Source organism: Mesorhizobium sp. B3-1-7 (genome assembly GCF_006439385.1).
Lineage (GTDB): Bacteria > Pseudomonadota > Alphaproteobacteria > Rhizobiales > Rhizobiaceae > Mesorhizobium.
In genome coordinates this window covers 84314-101315 of record NZ_VFTL01000020.1, presented here as the reverse complement: position 1 = coordinate 101315, position 17002 = coordinate 84314, and the positions used below count along the sequence as shown (strand labels likewise).

12 protein-coding genes and 1 tRNA gene are annotated in these 17002 nt (G+C 59.5%); 7 read left to right on the top strand and 6 right to left on the bottom strand.

The annotated features are described in order from the left end of the window. The first annotated feature begins 202 nt into the window (after positions 1 to 202). From FJ417_RS17945 to FJ417_RS17935, 3 genes are all read left to right on the top strand, one after another. On the top strand, positions 203 to 4099 hold the full coding sequence (locus FJ417_RS17945) for a GAF domain-containing protein (protein ID WP_140784403.1): 3897 nt from the start codon (positions 203 to 205) through the stop codon (positions 4097 to 4099). Positions 4100 to 4322: 223 nt separating this feature from the next. Next, entirely contained in the window at positions 4323 to 4670 is a 348-nt protein-coding gene (locus tag FJ417_RS17940; protein WP_140784402.1) for an Hpt domain-containing protein, read from the top strand. Position 4671: 1 nt separating this feature from the next. Then, entirely contained in the window at positions 4672 to 6225 is a 1554-nt protein-coding gene (locus FJ417_RS17935; RefSeq protein ID WP_181183249.1) for a response regulator, read from the top strand. 411 nt (positions 6226 to 6636) lie between these two features. Here the strand turns inward: FJ417_RS17935 and FJ417_RS17930 are convergent, their stop codons facing one another. The 4 genes from FJ417_RS17930 to FJ417_RS17915 all read right to left on the bottom strand — a co-directional run bounded on the left by FJ417_RS17930 (position 6637) and on the right by FJ417_RS17915 (position 12644). After that, positions 6637 to 7731: a patatin-like phospholipase family protein gene (locus tag FJ417_RS17930; RefSeq protein ID WP_140784400.1), complete on the bottom strand. Its 1095-nt coding sequence runs from the start codon at positions 7729 to 7731 to the stop codon at positions 6637 to 6639. A 118-nt stretch (positions 7732 to 7849) separates the two neighbouring features. Continuing rightward, entirely contained in the window at positions 7850 to 8446 is a 597-nt protein-coding gene (locus FJ417_RS17925; protein ID WP_181175467.1) for a hypothetical protein, read from the bottom strand. Between the two features lie 14 nt (positions 8447 to 8460). After that, positions 8461 to 11562: an efflux RND transporter permease subunit gene (locus FJ417_RS17920; protein ID WP_281405923.1), complete on the bottom strand. Its 3102-nt coding sequence runs from the start codon at positions 11560 to 11562 to the stop codon at positions 8461 to 8463. Further along, positions 11562 to 12644 carry an efflux RND transporter periplasmic adaptor subunit gene (locus FJ417_RS17915; RefSeq protein ID WP_140784398.1) on the bottom strand — a complete coding sequence of 361 codons (1083 nt, stop codon included), beginning with the start codon at positions 12642 to 12644 and terminating at the stop codon, positions 11562 to 11564. The genes FJ417_RS17920 and FJ417_RS17915 overlap by 1 nt, the downstream gene beginning before the upstream one ends. A 317-nt stretch (positions 12645 to 12961) precedes the next feature. On the opposite strand from FJ417_RS17915, the gene FJ417_RS17910 reads away from it, so the two are divergent. Continuing rightward, entirely contained in the window at positions 12962 to 13585 is a 624-nt protein-coding gene (locus FJ417_RS17910) for a TetR/AcrR family transcriptional regulator (protein ID WP_140706794.1), read from the top strand. Between the two features lie 288 nt (positions 13586 to 13873). On the opposite strand, the gene FJ417_RS17905 is transcribed toward FJ417_RS17910, so the two are convergent. Next, positions 13874 to 13963: transfer RNA gene (locus tag FJ417_RS17905), tRNA-Ser, on the bottom strand. Positions 13964 to 14399: 436 nt separating this feature from the next. Between FJ417_RS17905 and FJ417_RS17900 the strand changes: the two genes are divergently transcribed. Next, positions 14400 to 15095, top strand: coding sequence for a DUF2569 family protein (locus FJ417_RS17900; protein WP_140784397.1), 696 nt, complete (start codon positions 14400 to 14402; stop codon positions 15093 to 15095). 84 nt (positions 15096 to 15179) lie between these two features. After that, positions 15180 to 15506, top strand: a complete 327-nt coding sequence (locus FJ417_RS17895) for a hypothetical protein (RefSeq protein ID WP_140642450.1) — start codon at positions 15180 to 15182, stop codon at positions 15504 to 15506. 117 nt (positions 15507 to 15623) lie between these two features. On the opposite strand, the gene FJ417_RS17890 is transcribed toward FJ417_RS17895, so the two are convergent. Beyond that, positions 15624 to 15869, bottom strand: a complete 246-nt coding sequence (locus FJ417_RS17890) for a hypothetical protein (RefSeq protein WP_140784396.1) — start codon at positions 15867 to 15869, stop codon at positions 15624 to 15626. On the opposite strand from FJ417_RS17890, the gene FJ417_RS17885 reads away from it, so the two are divergent. Beyond that, positions 15870 to 16859 (top strand): BMP family ABC transporter substrate-binding protein, encoded by a 990-nt coding sequence (locus FJ417_RS17885; protein ID WP_140651388.1) that lies wholly within the window; start codon positions 15870 to 15872, stop codon positions 16857 to 16859. Positions 16860 to 17002 lie beyond the last annotated feature (143 nt).

Below are 17002 nucleotides of genomic sequence, written 5' to 3'. Positions count from 1 at the left end.
CTGCGCCGCATCTCGGCCGCTGGAGCAATCTTGCCACTGGCCGGAAGCAGTCAGGGTCCGGGCCGCAGAGTCTAGCTTGTCCCAAAGCCACCCCTCGACGGTACTGTCAATCAGTCGTCTGGCATGTAACACTACTTGCTAATATGCGGGTGGGAAAGCATTCCGCTGAACCTGGCGGAAGGTCCCTTTGGGAGAAGCCAATATGCAGGGCTCAGTCGAAAGCGACCTTGCCAGTCGCCTGGCATCCGCCGACCGGCGTATTGCCGAACTGGAACATATCAACGCAGTCGCGACGATCGAGCTTGACCGTCTTTCCGTTGAAAACAAGCGATTGATTCAATTCACCGAGGAACGCACCAAGGAATTGGCCATCCTCAACAGCGTCGGCGAAGCGACCGCCAAGACGCTGAATGTCGAAACAGTGACCCGTATTGTTGGCGACAAGGTTCGCGAGATGTTCGGCGCGGATTTGACGGAAATCCTGCTGCACGACGAGACGTCCAATTTGATCAACGTCTCCTATGCATTCGACGGCAATTACCAGTATCCTGAACCTTTTGCGATGGGCGAAGGACTTACCTCGAGAGTTATATTGTCGGGTAAGCCACTATTGCTGGGGACCGCCGACGAAGCCATCGGGTTGGGCGCCCTGATGCCCAAGGAAGAGGACGAGACTGAAACCTATCTCGGTGTGCCTATTATTGCCGGGAATAGGACGCTGGGCGTGGTTAGCGTGCAGAGCTACAGAAAAAACGCCTTCAACGAAGATCATATGCGCCTGTTACAGGGATTATCCTCCAGCATGGGCGTGGCGATTGCTAACGCACGCCTTTTCGACGAAACCCAGCGGCTGCTGAAAATATCAGAGGACCGCGCAAAGGAACTCGCCATTCTCAATAGCGTCGGCGAAGCGATGGCAAAAACGCTGAATGTGAAGACAGTGACCCGTATTGTCGGCGACAAGGTTCGCGAGATATTCGGCACTGAAGTAACCGAAATCCTGTTGCGCGATGAGATGTCGGATCTAATCAGGATCCCCTACGCCTTCTATGGCGATTACCAGGATCCTGAACCGTTTGTTATAGGTGAAGGCCTGACTTCGAAGGTCATATTGTCAGGCAAGCCGCTGCTGCTGGGAAATATTGACGAGCACATTGCTCTGGGTGCCCTGATGCCGAAGGAGGAGGATAGAACCGAATCATACCTGGGCGTGCCGATCATTGCCGGAGACAGAACGCTCGGTGTGGTCAGCGTGCAGAGCTACCAAAAGAATGTCTTTAACGAAGATCACGTGCGCCTGCTGCAAGGGCTGTCGTCCAGCATGGGCATTGCCATTGCCAACGCGTATCTCTTTGACGAGACGCAGCGGCTCCTGAAAATGGCGCAAGACCGCGCAAAGGAATTGGCCATTCTCAACAGCGTCGGCGAAGCGATGACGAAGTCGCTGAATGTTGACACTGTCATCCGACTGGTGGGCGATAAAGTGAGGGAGGCGTTCGGCACAGAGGTCAGCGAGATTCTGTTGCATGATAGTCAATCCGGTTTAGTTCGAGTTCCTTACGCTTACTACAGGGGCTACAAGACCATCGAGCCGTTCCCTTTGGGGATAGGACTTACATCGGAAATTATCTCCACTGGAAAGCCGTTGGTTTTCAACACCATGGAGGAAGGAAAAAGGCGCGGTGCCTATTTTCCAGACGAAGACGACAGGACCTCTTCATACATTGGCGTGCCTATCAATTCAGGCGAGAGAACGCTCGGAGTGGTCAGTGTGCAAAGCTACGAGTCAGATGCCTTCGACGAAAACCACGTGCGCCTGTTGCAGACGATAGCCTCCAGTATGGGAGTCGCGATCGCCAATGCCCGCTTGTTCGACGAGACACAGAGGCTTCTCAAGGAAACCGAGCATCGCGCCGCTGAACTGGGCGCGATCAGCAAGGTTAGCCAAGCCCTCATAGGTGAAGCTGAACTCGGCAATACGATCCAACTGATAGGCGATCAGATGCAGGAGATTTTCAGCGCCGACATCGTCTATGTCGCGCTGCTCGATCCAAAGACCAAGCTCATCCATTTCCCGTATCAGTTCGGCGAGGCCTTCACTACGCTCCGGCTCGGGGAAGGCCTTACAAGCAAGATCATAGAAACCGGCGAGCCGTTGCTCATCAATCAGGATGTCGCGGAACGCGGCGCGGAAATCGGAGCAACTCCAGTTGGCAAGGATGCGCTGTCTTACCTTGGCGTTCCAATCAAGACGGCGCAGGGCAATGTCGGCGTGATCAGCGTGCAGAGCACGACACGGGAGGGCATGTTCAGCGAAAATTCGCTGCGGCTGCTTTCAACCATCGCCGCCAATGCGGGTGCGGCGCTTCACAACGCACAACTGTTCACCGAGCTCAAGGAGCTTTCGCTGGCCTTGACGGAGGCCAAGGAAGCGGCGGAGGCTGCCAACGAAGCCAAAAGCACGTTCCTCGCCACCATGAGCCATGAAATCCGCACGCCGATGAACGGCGTTATCGGCATGGCCAACCTGATGCTGGCCACCAAACTTGACGATGAGCAGCGGGAAATCGGCGAGACGATAAACAATAGTGCGGAAGCGCTGCTGACCATCATCAATGACATACTCGACTTCTCAAAGGTCGAGGCGGGTAAGCTCGACCTTGATCCTCGGCAGTTCGAACTGCGCGAATGTCTCGAAAGCGCGATAGACCTGATCGCGCCAAGGACGGCAGAGAAGGAACTGGATCTCGGCTACGTGGTCGAGCCCGGCACGCCGGAAACGATTGTCGCCGACGGCAACCGTCTACGCCAGGTTCTGATCAATCTGCTCAACAACGCCGTCAAATTCACCGAGCGAGGAGAGGTCGTGCTTTCCGTGATGGAGGTGCCGTCCGCAGCCGCGGACACAAGTCCACAGGGCGAAGGCGAGCGGAAAATTTGTACGCTCCAGTTCGCGGTGCGCGACACCGGCATTGGCATAGCCAAGGACCGGATGGATCGCCTGTTCAGGTCATTTAGCCAGGTCGATGCCTCCACGACCAGACGCTATGGCGGAACCGGCCTCGGTCTGGCGATCAGCAGGCGCCTGGTGGAATTGATGGGCGGTGAGGTTTGGGTGGAGAGCGCCGTAGGAAAAGGCACGACATTCTCCTTTACCATCCGCGCTCCGGTTGCCTCGAGTCGAAAAACGGCTCAGGCAGCGCCGTCAAAGGACGAGTTGGCCGGTAAACGGCTGCTGTTCGTCGACGACAACGCAACAAACCGGCGCATCATGTCGCTGCAGGCGCAGTCCTGGAACATGGCTGCATCAGCAATCGAACATCCCGCCGACGCGCTTCGAAGGCTTGCGGGAGGCGAGGTCTTCGATGTCATCGTTCTCGACATGAACATGCCCGGCATGGATGGGATCGAACTGGCCAGGCAAATACGCGCGCTCGAAGGCAACGGCAGCGTTCCGTTGGTGCTGCTCAGTTCAATGGTGCCCATGCCTGAAGACAAGAAGAAGGAGATGGAAGGCATTAAGTTCGCGGCCACGCTCTCCAAGCCGATCAAGCCATCGCCATTGCTCAATACGTTGCTGTCGATCTTCGTCGGAACTCCGACACGCTCCATCCGATCAGATCAGCCGAAGGGGACGGCTCTCGATAGTACGATGGCGCAGAAGTTTCCGCTTCACATCCTTCTGGTCGATGACAATGCCACCAACCGGAAGCTTGGCTCCAAGGTGCTCGAGCGTCTGGGTTACAAGCCGCAACTGGCGGTCGACGGGCAGTCGGCGGTCGCCGCTTATACCCAGGGCAGCCATGACGTTATCCTGATGGATATCGAAATGCCTGATATGGACGGTCTCGAAGCGACAAGATTGATCCGCGCGCCCGGCTCCCAATATGCGCGTCAGCCGTTCATCATTGCCCTGACCGCCAACGCGATGGCCGGAGATCGCGAGAGGTATCTGGATGCAGGGATGGATGACTATCTCAGCAAGCCGCTGCGCGTCGAAGACCTTATCGCTTCGCTGAACAAGGCGGTGCTGGCAGGCGGGCACAGGCCTGCCGTCGCAGCGCGAGATTTCGAGGAACCTGGCGTACCAAGGGTCTAAATAAGAAGGGTGCACCTTGGCGCATCGCCACCGGCGCCGTGGCGGTATTGATCGAAAACTATGTGCTATCGCTAATTTAGCATGTCTGCGATAGTCTGCCTTTGAGCGCGATGGAACTCTCACAAATCCAATCAGGGGGTTCGATTTCGGTCTTACTTCACCAGTACCGGAAGAAACTCGCGGTCACTGGTTATAGTCGGAAGAAACGCACATCGGGGATGTCGTGGCGATCGACAAAGGGGCACTGGACAAGCTGCGCGAGCTTGTCGGTGGCGAAGAGGCTGACCTTGTAGAGCTCGTGGAGTCCTTTCTCGAAGAGGGGCCATCCATCATGCTGGACATGTGGTCGTCGGCTCGGGCTTCCGACCTGGCAGTCACTCGGCGGGCTGCCCATTCCCTGAAATCCAACGCGCGGGATATGGGGGCGGCCGAACTCAGCCAAATCTGCGCCCAGGTGGAGGCGCGGTGCGCAAGTGGGGAGCCGACGGATTTGGCGGAAATCGACAACGCGCAGCGCGCCTTCGACGCCGCCGTCACGGAGCTCCGAAAAATCTTCAAGCTGGGAGAATAGCGTGAGCAGCCCTGGTAGGATCCTCATTGTTGACGACTCCCGGACCACAAGGATCAAGCTCAAGAAATCGGTCGAGGCTCTCGGACACGAAGCCGAGGCGGTGGAGGGCGGCCGCGCGGCGCTCGATTTGCTCGCCACCGATAATTTCGACCTCATCCTTCTCGATATCATGATGCCGGTGATGGACGGCTTCGAGGTGCTGAAGGGTCTCAAGGCGTCGTCCAGAACGCGGGATGTGCCGATCATCGTGATTTCCGCGCTCGACGATGAGATGAGCAGCGTCGTCAAGGCGATCGAATTGGGCGCCGAGGATTTCCTGCCCAAGGATTTTGAACTCGCGCTTCTCAAGGCACGGGTTTCCACCTGCATCGAGAAGAAGAGACTGCGCGACATCGAGAAAGAATACTTGCGGCAGGTGGCCAAGCTGACGAAGGCGGCCGCGACCTTGGAAAGCGGGAGGTTCAACCCTTCAAAGCTCGGCATCCGCGATGTGGCAGGCCGCCCGGATGGCTTAGGCAAGCTCGCCACGGTTTTCGCTACGATGGCCCAGAAGGTCTATGAGCGCGAGCGCAAGATGCGGCAGAATATCCGCACATTCCGTGGCGCATTGCTGCTGTTGGCCTGCGGAGGACTGTGGGGCCTTGTCGTGCCGCTCTCGAAGATGGCTTCACTCGTTGAAGCTCATCCGATAGGGCTGGCGATCCTTATTGACGTCATTGGGGCAGTATTCTGCGTCGGGATAAGCATCAAGCGCGGGACAATGCCGCGCCTGGCTGATCTTACGCGCTCGGATTGGAAGTTCATCCTCATCCTTGCGTTCATCAGCTCGGTGATCAATCAGGTGCTGGTCTATTGGTTGGCAAGCAAGCTTCCCGCCTTCATCGTCTCCATTGTCATCGTCCTGGAGGGATTCGCCGTATTCCTGTTCGCTGCCTTGATGCGGACGGAAGCGCCTAACCTGAAGCGGTTTTTGGGACTTGGATTGGGTCTCGTCGGCATCTTCATCATACTCCTCTATGGAGAGCCGGCGGAAATGGCTACCAGCTGGTTGTGGCTTGCCATTGCACTCGTCATCCCGATCACTTACGCGACCGAGGATATCTACCTCTCGGAGCGCAAGCCTGCTGCTATCGATAGCGTCGCTCTGTTCGGCATCACCCTTGTTGCTTCGGTTTTGATGCTGATGCCGCTGGCGGCCTTCTATCGGGACTTCATCCCGCTTGATCTATTGACCGGAAAGCTTGGCGTGATCGTCGTTCTAATGGCGGTTGCCGGCAATCTGGCAATGCTGCTTTTCATCGCGCTGATCTCCAGCACAGGCGCCGTATTCGCAAGCCAGAACGCCTACGCGGTCACCACAGCCGGCATAGGCTGGAGCATGCTGTTGTTGGGTGAAGCCATACCGGCGCTCACCTGGGTCTCCCTGGCGCTGATCGTCGTTGGCCTTCTGATGGTCGAGCCGAAGCAGGAGGCTGAGGAGGAACCCCCACTACTCGACGACGGGTTGGAGGAATTTGTCCTGCGGCCCGACCTGATGCCGTTACCGACGGAATGAACAGACTTGGAGTATTCGGGCGCGTCGGATTTGTCCTGCTAACAGTGGCCAGATTGCCTCCGCGGCGGAGAGAGCGTCTTTCGATTTAAGACATATGCCGTTGAAAATATTGAGCTTTTTGTTTGCTTTGTTACACAGTTTGTTGCACGGACGGGGCGATAGTTCTGGGAGTCATCTGCGTAGGGAAGGTCAGCTTTGCGCCTCGTATCCACCATTCAACGCCCCGCATGCCGGTCCCCACAAGCTGCCGTCCGGCCCTCGCACGACTTCCACTGTCGGTTGGAGATCCTCCGGATGCATTATGCTTGTGGAGCGTCCGCCACTTGGACAGATAGAGGACGAAGAAATAGCTCGTGGTAGAGATTCAGGCCGACTTTCCGGACCGACCGACGGGTCAACGGCTCGACCAGCTCATCTCGAAAATCCGGGCGGCATGTTTTTCCAAGGCACGCCTTTGCGGCCCATTTTGTAGCCTTTCTCGAACAGCGCCCGCATGTATTTGTTCTCGAACGGAGTTTTTGGCTCGTCGGTGAAGTCTACCGGAACGTCTATGAAGTTGTAGGCGATGCCGTCGCGCTTGGAGATGGCGTAGAGCCGGTAGAGATCGCCAATCCCTTGCGTCTTGATAAGGGAGGAGACTGCCTTTTCCGCGATATCTGGCAGCGTGGCCTTCACCACAGAAGGTTCCGGCGTCGTCCTGCCGTTGCGGATGATATAGATGCGAGCCTTGACCCGTGCATGGAACGCGTGATCGAGCTCGCGCAGGCTCAAGCCAGCAGGCATGAGAAACACCTGATTGGTGGTGCCGCCATCAACGTGCATTTCGTGGTAAGACTTGCCCCCAGCGGTCACTTTCAGCTCGACCGGAGGGAAAATGCCGGGAATGGCGGTGGAGGCCAGGATAACCTGCTTGAAGAGCTTCAGCCGGTCCGGCCGATGGCTCGCCGCGATCGCGCCCATATCCCAAATCACCGGCCGATCCGCATCAAGGTTGGTCGTTCCGATGAAGAAGCGCCGTCCCTTGCCGGTTTCTCGGGCGATCTGATCGAGCATTTCCTCGGTGACTTCTTCGTCCAGCATTTTGGCAAGGGGGGCGTTGCTGGTGAACAATGCACTCGACAGCACGCCGAGGAAGCTGTGCTCGGTATAGATGTTGGCGTCCTTGATTGTAGTGAAGGCATGCTTCAAGCGATCGTCATAGGTCGGGCCAAGGAATGCGAAGGGCGCGATCAACGATCCGGTGCTGATTCCGGTGACGATGTCGAACCTTGGCCTGGTCCCAGCCTTGGTCCAGCCGGCGAGAATTCCGGCGCCGAAGGCGCCGCTGCTGCCACCGCCTGAAATCGTAAGCGCGTCGAGTTCCCGCAGCTTGATCGACGGATCGGCCTTTGCCGCCTGAATTCTCTCGTCGCGGAATGCGATGAGACGATCGGGCGGAAAACTTTCGTCGGAATCGCCCCAGACGCGTATGTCGCTGGGATAGCCACTCACTTGGGCCGCAGCCATGCGTTCCGTCGGCACGCCATCGCGTGGATAGGCAGCGATGCAGCCTGTAAGCTGAATTGCGCACAGCCAAGCAGGGTGATCCTCAGCATAGCTTTCAAGCTCCTGACTCGGTTTCTTTTCAAGCTAAGGCGAAGCTACGGAAAAGCTGTTCGCCTCCAAGGACGGCGAAGGAGACGACGGTCATCAGCAGGGCACGATGGAAGCGCGCCTGTTTGATCTCTCTCACGCGTGAGGTTTTCAGCAATTCAGCCGATACCACCGAGGTCCAATCGGATTGCAGGGCCAAGTGAACCAGTTCGCGCACATCGGCGAAAAATTTGGGGTCCACATGGTAGACGGGCGGGATAGCGCAGGCACCGGCTATTTTGCGGTTGAGTTCCTTGTCCGCTCGCTTTCGGCTCGGATAGAGCACTTGTCCGAACTGCACGATGGGCATGATGACGATCCCCCAGACCGCCACGTAGAACAGCGGTCCGAGTGGAGCGTGCGACGGCAGCAGATCACCAAATCGCAGGATCAGGTTGAGGGCGAGGATGTAGCCCACGCCCACGATCTGAGCCTTGGTGTCGTAGGAACGCGCGACCGACTGCGCCTCCTGCAGCGCCGCGGACAACATCTTCTCGACATATTGGCGCGTGGTCCCGTCGGGTTCTGCGCACATGGCGGCGTCGGTCGCAAGAAAGCGATCAAGGAGAGTGGGGCGTGTTTCCAGCATGGCTGTCTCCTTTCTCAGTCCGACAGGGCCAGGATCGGGATTGCACCGACGCTTGGCTCAGGTGCTGCCGATGGCTCGTCGCTTTCCCGGATCCGGTTCACCGCCACATAAAGAGCCGGCAGGAAAACCAGCGTCAGCATGGTTGCGACGGCGAGTCCGCCGACGATGGCGTAGGCCATCGGCCCCCAGAAAACGTCATGCATGATCGGGATCATGCCGAGGATTGCTGCGGCCGCGGTGAGCATGATCGGCCGGAACCGATGGACGGTCGCGTCGATCACCGCCTTCCATGGTTCGATCCCCTGGGCTCGCTCATGCTCGATCTGGTGCACCAGGATTACTGAGTTGCGGATGATCATGCCGGCGAGCGCAATGATGCCAAGCGTCGCGATGAAGCCCATCGGCGTGCTGGTCGTCAGCAGCGCGATGGCAACTCCGATGAGCCCGAGAGGCGCCACGCTGATGACCATGGCCACCTGTCGGAAGCTCCCGAGCTGGACCATCAAAACTGTAAGCATCAGCGTGATCATCAGCGGGAACTGGGCCAGCAGGGCGGCGTTGCTAAGCGCGGTCTTTTCCACCGTGCCGCCGGTCTCGATCGATGTTTCCGCCGGCATCGACTTGGAAAGCGTGTCCAGCGCAGCGGCAACGTGCTGGTGAACGAAGGCCGGCTGCAGCCCCGGCTGCGGCTGTGCCTGCACTGTGATCGTGGGCAGGCGTTGGCGCCTCCAGACATACCCTTCATCGAGTTCGTATTTGAAATCGGCGAGCTCGCGCAACGGAACGGATGCGCCGGTCGGCGTGGTGATCTGAAGGTGGCGCAGCGCCTCGATAGTGGAACGCTCGTCGTTCTGGGCGCGTGCGACCACGTCGACCAGGTAGATGGAATCGCGCAGTTGCGTGACCGTCGAGCCGTTGAGCACCCGGTTGAGCGCCTGGGAGAGCTGTTCGGAGCTTAGCCCCGCCTGCCGGACGCGGTCCTGGTCGACGACGATGCGCAGCGTCTTGTTCTTCTCGCCCCAGTCGAAGTTGATGGTCTGGACGAGCCCGGAAGCCCGCAGGATATCGGCAACCTGCTCGCCATACTTCCTGGCATCCTCGGGAGTAGGCGCGCTCACCCGGTACTGCACTGGCCAGCCGACCGGCGGGCCCAGTTCCAGGCGCGAAATGCGCACGGTCACGTCCGGAAAATTATCGGCGAACAGCGCCTGCAGTTTGGCCTGCACGCGATCGCGCGCCTGAAGATCCTTGGCGACGACCACTGTCTCGGCCATGAAGTCGTTGTCGAGCTGCACATCCAGAGGCAGGTAGAACCGGATGGCGCCGCCACCGACATAAGAGGAGAAGCGCTCGATATCGGCGTCGCCAGCAAGTGCCTTCTCCAGCCGTTCCGTTTGCGTCTCCGTAGCGGTGATCGAGGCATTCTTGGGCAGCGTCATCGTCACCAGCAGCTCAGGCCGGTTGGAGGCTGGGAAGAACTGCTGCTGGACGAAGCCCATGCCGTAAAGCGAGAGGCCAAAGGCAATGAGGGACGCGGCGATGGTGAGAAAACGGTGCCGCAGGGTGAACGCCAGCAGGCGCCGGAACAGCCGCATGAGTGGCCCTGGCTCCGCCGTCCCGTGCGCTTTCATGTGTGCGGGCAAGAGGGTCAGCCCGAGCACTGGCGCGAAGATGACCGCCACAAACCATGAAGCGATGAGCGCCACGCCTATGACGGCAAACAGCGAGAAGGTGTATTGCCCGGTATTGTTGTTCGCGAACCCGATCGGCAGGAAGCCGAGCAGCGTGATCAGCGTTCCGGTCAGCATTGGGAAGGCGGTGGACGTGTAGGCAAAGGTCGCTGCCTTGATCTTCGGCATGCCTTCTTCGATCTTGGAGATCATCATCTCGATCGTGATCATAGCGTCATCGACCAGAAGGCCGAGCGCGACGATGAGCGCACCAAGCGAAATGCGCTGCAGGCTGATGCCCGACGCTTCCATGAATGCGAAGACGATGGCAAGGACAAGCGGGATGGACAGCGCGACCACCAGGCCGGCGCGCAGACCGAGGCTGAGGAAGCTCACGACGAGCACGATTGCGACCGCTTCGAGAAGCGCCTTGGTGAATTCGCCGATCGCCTCACGCACGACCTCAGGCTGGTCCGATACCAGATTGAGTTCGATGCCGACCGGGAAGCGCTGTTTCAGCCGCTCCGCCACCGCATGAAGTCCCTTGCCGAAGTCGAGGTTGTTGCCGCCGTCGCGCATGTTGATGCCGATCCCGATGGCCGGCTTGCCGTTGACGCGAAACATCTTGCTGGGCGGATCGCTATAGCCGCGCTGCACCTCGGCGATGTCGGAAAGCTTGTAGAAACGCCCTTCCACCGAGAAATTGAGCTTGGCTATGTCGCCAGGTGCCAACAGCGAGCCGGTCATGTCGACCAGCACGTTCTCGCTGGGCGTGTTGATGATGCCGGAAGGCACGACGGCATTCTGGCGGGCGATAGCCGTCAGCACGTCGTCGAGACTGAGCTTAAGATTGGCAAGCTTCTGCGGCGAGAAATTCAGATAGAGCTTCTCATCCTGATCGCCGTAGATGTCGACCTTGCCCACATCGGGAGCACGCAGGAATTCGGCCCGTGCGGTCTCGGCGAAGTCGCGTGCCTGGCGCGGGCTGAAACCGTCATAGGTTATGCCGTAGATTGTGCCGAAGACGTCGCCAAACTCGTCGTTGAAGAAGGGGCCGACCACGCCTTGCGGCAGTGTCTGCCTTATGTCGTTCACTTTCTTGCGGACCTGATACCAGATGCCGTCGAGGTCGCGTTTCTTGGTCGACTCCTTAAGGTAGACGAAAATCGTCGCCTGGCCTGGCTTGGTGTAGCTCTTGAGGTAGTCGAGGTTCGGGGTTTCCTCGAGCTTCTTTTCGATGCGGTCCGTCACCTGCTGCAGCGTGTCGGCGGCGGTTGCTCCCGGCCAGTTTGCCTGGACCACCATGGTCTGCACGGTGAAATCCGGGTCTTCTTGACGACCGAGGCGCTCATAAGAGGTAATGCCGGCCGCAACGCAGACGAGCATCAGGAAGACGACGATCGAACGGTTGTGGACGGCCCATTCGGAAAGGTTGAAGCTGGCCATCACTCGACCTCCGCGCTGGGCTTGACCAATTCGCCGTCGGCGAGCGAGTTCACGCCAGCGACCACCACCTTGTCGCCCGCGGCCAGTCCTTGGCTCACGGTGACGGAATTTGCATCGAACTCCAGCAGTTGGACCTTGCGCCGCTCCACCTTGTCGTCTTTGCCAACCACCCAAACCTGCGGCTGGCTTCCCGACTGCAGCAACGCGCTCGGGGGAAGTGTCGCAACCATGTGACCCTGGTCGCTTTCGACCCGACCGACGACGATTGCTCCCAGCCGCATTTGCGGCAGCGGAGCAGGTATGGCAACCTTCACCTGATAGGTACCGGTGGCGCTGTCAGCCTCGGGTGAAATCTCGCGGACCGTGCCGATCACCGCGATTTCGGGGTGGGCCTGAAGCGCAACGTTCACCGGCATGCCAAGGCTGGCCCTGACGATGTCCTCGCTCGCGACGGCAAAGACGGCTTCGCGCTCGTCATTGCGCGAGATTTCAATCACCATCTGTCCGGCGGCCACCACTTGGCCGGGATCCGCCCCGGTCGCGGTCACGATGCCATCGTCGGGCGCTTGGAGCTCCGTATAGGCGAGCTGGTTCTGCGCGATACGCAGATTGGCCTCAGTCGCCTGAACCTGCGCTTGCGCGCTCCGCAGTAACTTCAGCGCTTCATCATACTGCGAATGCGTGGCGAAGCCCTTGCCGAGCAGGAGCCGAAACCTCTCTTCCTGCGCGGCAGCCTGAGCGAGAGCGGCCTTGGCCGCGTCGAGGTCTGCCGCAGTGGCGGTCACCTTGTTATGGTAATCCACCGCGCTTAGTGCCGCGAGCTTCTGGCCCTTCTTGACTGTTGCGCCGGCGTCGACGTCGCGTGAGATGAGCCGGCCGCCGACCTCGAAGCCAACCTGGCTGACATAGCGCGATTGGATGCGGCCGGCGCCTTGCGTTACCAGCTTGAACTTGTGGGGCGTTACCACCACCACGCGGGCCGTTCGTGGCGCTGCCGGCGCCTCGGCCTCCTTTTGTGAACAACCGGCAAGACAAAGGCCGGCGATACCGGCCAACAGGAAATGACGCGACGACAGGCGCATGGAAGCCTCCGCTCGAAAGATCGGGGTTGCAGGGAACTAAAGGGCAAGCCACAGGTCGAACCGAGTGGCATTTCGACTTGAACAATTAAGTCAAATCGACTATATAGTCAATATGAGATGCGCGCAATCGTGCCATGCAAAAAGGCATGGCGAGTGGAGAAGCGAGTTAGCCGCAGGATCGGAGCGAGGATGCGGCCTATTGTGCCGAGCGCCACAGGCCGAGTTCCCGGTACGTCCCGGGAAATGCAGTCGAACGGCAGTTGCCGGTCCGCTCCTTTGATATGCTGGGACCGAACGAAAAAGAAAAGGCAGAATGGATGGCAAAGATTGATTTGGCGCGCAGGGCGGAAATCGGACGGGAGAAGCGAGAAAGAACGCGTACCCTGATCTTGGACGTCGGGACGATGCTCATGGCCGAACGGCCCCGCGAGTCGATTACAATCGATGCCGTCGTGGAGGCAGCCGGCGTCGCGAAGGGTACGTTCTACTACCACTTCCAAAGCATCGACGAACTGGCTGCGGCCGTTGGGGAGAAACTCGGGGAGAGCTTCGACGCGGTGCTGAGGGACGCGCGCCTCGCATTGGACGATCCAGTCAAACGTTTATGCTTCGCTTTCACGAAGTTCTTGGAAAAGGCGATCTCGGACCCGAACTGGGCACGTCTGGTCGTTCAGAGTTCTCAATCGCGCGCCGAGTATGCGCGGGGCATCCGGACGAACCTCAAGGCTGATATCGCCCAGGCGATAGTCCAGGATCGTGTGAGCATACGGGACGCAGAGCTGGCGGTAGATATCGTGATGGGCATATGGCTGCAGGTGACGCGGGGCATCCTTGATCGTGGCACCAGGCCCGAATTGACACAACAGACTGTCGAGTCGGTACTTCGGGCCCTCGGCGCATCGCGGTCGGACCAGCAGAACGCCTGGAAAAAGTGGTCATGATACTGCCGTCCGCGATGTTTGCCACGCGCGAAGACTTTGCTTTATGGCGCGTCTGTTTGGATCAAACGATCGTCACCACGCTGGGTGCAATGTCTGCTCTCTAATCCAATCTCCCGAAAAGCGTGCGTTCCGTTCCGCGGCTCCAGACAGGACGCTGATCACGTCGACGCTGAGCGTCGAATCCTGCAGACCTTGCTCGATTTTCCCTGAAGGAAGCCCATGCTCCGGTGTGGGTGTTCTCAGAAATTATCTAAGTTATTGAAATCGTTAAATTTATTAGGAAAATTATGGCGGAGAGAGCGGGATTCGAACCCGCGTTACGGTTTCCCGTAAACACACTTTCCAGGCGTGCGCCTTCAACCACTCGGCCACCTCTCCGTCTTAGCATCTCGCGTCGGCCGGTTTCGCCGCGCGGGTTGGGGAGATGCTCCCGTGGGAAGTCCTCAACGGACATCTGGTGCCTTCAACCGGCGGGCAACCTTCCCGGCACCGCTAGCCGTCTAGGCAAACAGGCGCGGGGCTCATCTAGTCGATCCGAAAGCGAATGCCAAGCCATATTGGCGTTGCCGCGGCTTTTGCCGTGTATGGCGCAAAGGGCGGGGAAGGGCGATGCGTTCGAATGATGTGTACAGGCCGATCGCGGCGCGCCGGTGATGCTTGACTTCGCCTGCGCCCGGCTGTCGACTGCCGTTAATCATGCAATCCCGGTGAACGGTTGCGGGCTTTCCTGGAATTGCCGGTTCGGTTTTGCAATCCCGACGAAGCCGGCGGGCGGCTTTCCTGGAATTGCTTGGGCGAGGGGCATCGTTCCGACATGGCATCGATCGACCAGCAACCCGCGGGGCGGCCGGACGGCGGCCTGTCCTTCATCCCGGTGGCGTGGCTCGTCATCGTCATGGGGCTGTCGGCCTACGGGCTGATCTCCTCCTGGCGGCTGATCGGCGACTTTAGCCTGCCCGACAGCGTGTTCTTCCTGGTCTATGGCGGCTTGACCGGCGGCGTCATCACCATCCTGTGGGGGCTGTACCTGCTTGGCCTTGCCTTCAACCGGTCGGCCCGCTTCCCGCGCCATTACACGATCTGGCAAATCGCCATCATCATCTGGCTCCTCGTGCGCCAGGCCTATGTGTTTTACAGCTTCGCCTTCTCGGCCGAAGCGTTGGGCTTCACAGTGGCCGAGATCGCCATCGGCCTGCTGTGCATCCATCTCCTGCGCAACGGGGCAGGCGCGGACACGATCTACGCCAATCCGGAGACCGAGCGGCCGCCGGTCTTCGTCTCGATCCTTGCCGCGCTGCTCGGCATCATCCTTGGCGGCGCGATCGGCGCCTGCGCCGGGTTCTTCGCCGGTTCGCTGATCGCGGACCTGACGCATATGAGCTGCTTCGAGGGCGCCTGCGGATTTTTCGCGGCTTTTGTCGGCCTGGGCGGCCTGATCGTCGGCGCGATCGCCGGCGGTATTTTCGCCGTCTGGCGGGTGAACCGGCGCGGGCCGGCGCGGGCTCGCTAATTTCACGGGCCGCGATTGCGCGGGAACCACGCACGCTCTATGTCGATTGCGGGGTAGACGGGAGCTTTCCCGGGGAGAGCGTCGATGTTGCGTTTCATCTTTCGGCTGGCAGCCATGGTTGCGCTGTCGATCGCCGTCATCATGGCGGTGATCGACACGACACGCTCGGTCGCAGCGTCGTCGCTGGTGATGACGCCGCTCAACGCAAGCTGGCTCGCGGTCTCGCCCGATACCCGCGCGGCTTTCGAGACTTTCGTGCGCGCCAAGGCAAACCCTCTGGTCTGGGACGGCGCGGTCGCCTGGGTGCTCGCGCAACCCGGTTTCGCGGTGTTCGCGGTGCTTGCCTTCCTGCTCTACGCCATCGGCTACCGGCGCAAGCGCCGCGGCGCGGAATTCGCTCCAAGCCCTTGAAGGCTTTTGTTCTGACGCAATTCCGGACGCAAACCGCAACACACTTTTTCCTGGAATTGCTTTTAAAGCCCGTCGCGTCGAAACGGATACACGCGACGCGCTTTAAAGGCTTTGTTTTCATACATGTCGTTGTCGCAAAACCGCTGCACACTTTTGCGCGACATGCAGTAAGAGACGTGCCGGATCGCCGGTAACCGCTTTTTCCAACAGGTCAAAATTCCACGTGAATTTTGTTTCGCGCCGTGCCAGATTGACCGCGAGCGGGAGGATCAAACACTTCCTGCCTGGCCTCGCCAGCCCGCCGGAGAACCGGGCGAGCAGGCGGTGCAAAAACGGAAAAATAACCGACAGGGTGTGGATCACATGAAACGTATCGTTCTCGGCCTTCTGGCCGCAACCGCAATGGTTCTTCCGGCTTTCGCCGCGGACGTGCAGCCGGCCATCCTCTACGATCTGGGCGGCAAGTTTGACAAATCCTTCAACGAGGCCGCCTATAACGGCGCCGAGAAGTTCAAGAAGGAAACCGGCGTCGCCTATGTCGAATTCGAAGTCTCCAACGCCTCGCAGCGCGAACAGGCGCTGCGCCGCTTCGCCGAGGACGGCCGCAATCCGATCGTCATGGCGGGCTTTGCCTGGGAGGACGCGCTGAAAGCGGTCGCGAAAGATTATCCCGACCTCAACTTCGCCATCATCGACGATGCCGTCGACCTTCCCAATGTCCGCTCGCTGGTGTTCAAGGAGAACGAAGGCTCCTACCTCGTCGGCATCCTGGCGGCGATGGCGTCGAAGTCGAAGAAGGTGGGCTTCATCGGCGGCATGGACATCCCGCTGATCCGCAAGTTCGAATGCGGCTATGTCGGCGGCGCCAAGTCGGCCGGCGCGACCGATGTCATCCAGAACATGACCGGCGATACGCCGGCCGCCTGGAACGACCCGGCCAAGGGCGGCGAGATCGCCAAGACGCAGATCGATCAGGGCGCCGACGTGGTCTATGCCGCTGCCGGCGGCACCGGCGTCGGCGTGCTGCAGGCGGCCGCGGATGCCGGCAAACTCGGCATCGGCGTCGATTCCAACCAGAATGGCCTGCAGCCCGGCAAGGTGCTGACCTCGATGATGAAGCGCGTCGACGTTGCCGTCTACAACACCTTCATGGACGGCAAGAACGGCACCTTCAAGGGTGGTCTGGAGAATCTCGGCCTCAAGGAAGGCGGCGTGGACTACGCCATGGACGACAACAACAAGGCGCTGGTGACCGATGAGATGAAAGCGGCCGTCGAAAAGGCCAAGGCCGACATCATCGCTGGCAAGGTCCAGGTGCACGACTACACCGCCGACAACGCCTGCCCCTATTGATCGGCAGCTGAGCCGGAGCGGTTCAGTGATTGAACCGCTCTAACTTTTGTTTTCACGCAATTCCGGACGGAAAACCGCTAAGCACTTTTCCTGGAATTGCTCTGGGGTTCGAACCGCCGGGCCAATGCCCGGCGGTTTTGTTT